We start from the raw sequence: 637 nt of genomic DNA, 5'->3' as shown, positions 1-637 counted from the left end.
ATGGTGAGGCGATTAGCATAAAATTTTACCCATCAAAACTTTTCAAACACCCTCTTAGCACACTCAAGCAATTATTTAGAATGAAATAGCCCTGCTAGTTGTACAATACCTGAATCAGCAAAAACAAAGTGATAGAGAACATCAATTAACAATCTTAAAAACTTTACTAGACGCAGATGCTATTGAAGGATGGCAACTCAGTGAAGTTGGTAAAAATGCTATCCAAAATTTAATTGGAACAACTAAAGTATCTACTCCAATACTGGAAAGTAGTGAAAATAATACAGAAAATCTAAAATCTGAATCAGAGGTAGAAAATAGTGAAGATAACCCGTCTGATTCTGTAAAACCTAAACCTAGTTGGGAGAATGACGGGTAATTTACTATGATAGACATTGTGAGAAATATTCTTCATCTAGTGTGGGTAATTATTCCTATCCCTATGCCTTGGCGCAATGTAATTTTTGTATTGATTCTTATCATATCCTTATTTTGGTTAATTTGGAGAGCTTTACCTTGGCTACTTGGTAACGGAGCAACATTATTTGGAAGAATTACTGAGATTATATTTGCGCTTCCTTTGTAGTTTTTCACTCTCCCCCCACTTTCGAGAGTTTATAGGGTAGGTAGAAGTAGG

The 637-nt window shown here is 34.9% G+C and carries 1 protein-coding gene; it reads right to left on the bottom strand.

The window, feature by feature from the left end; all coding sequences use genetic code 11:
• Nucleotides 1-411: 411 nt before the first annotated feature.
• A complete protein-coding gene (locus FJR05_RS06360) occupies nucleotides 412-594 on the bottom strand; it encodes a hypothetical protein (RefSeq protein WP_168643339.1) in 183 nt (60 codons plus the stop codon).
• Nucleotides 595-637 lie beyond the last annotated feature (43 nt).

This window comes from Dolichospermum sp. UHCC 0259, assembly GCF_009711935.1.
GTDB lineage: Bacteria > Cyanobacteriota > Cyanobacteriia > Cyanobacteriales > Nostocaceae > Dolichospermum.
Note: the sequence above shows the minus strand (reverse complement) of the source record. Positions and strands in the feature narration are given on the sequence as shown.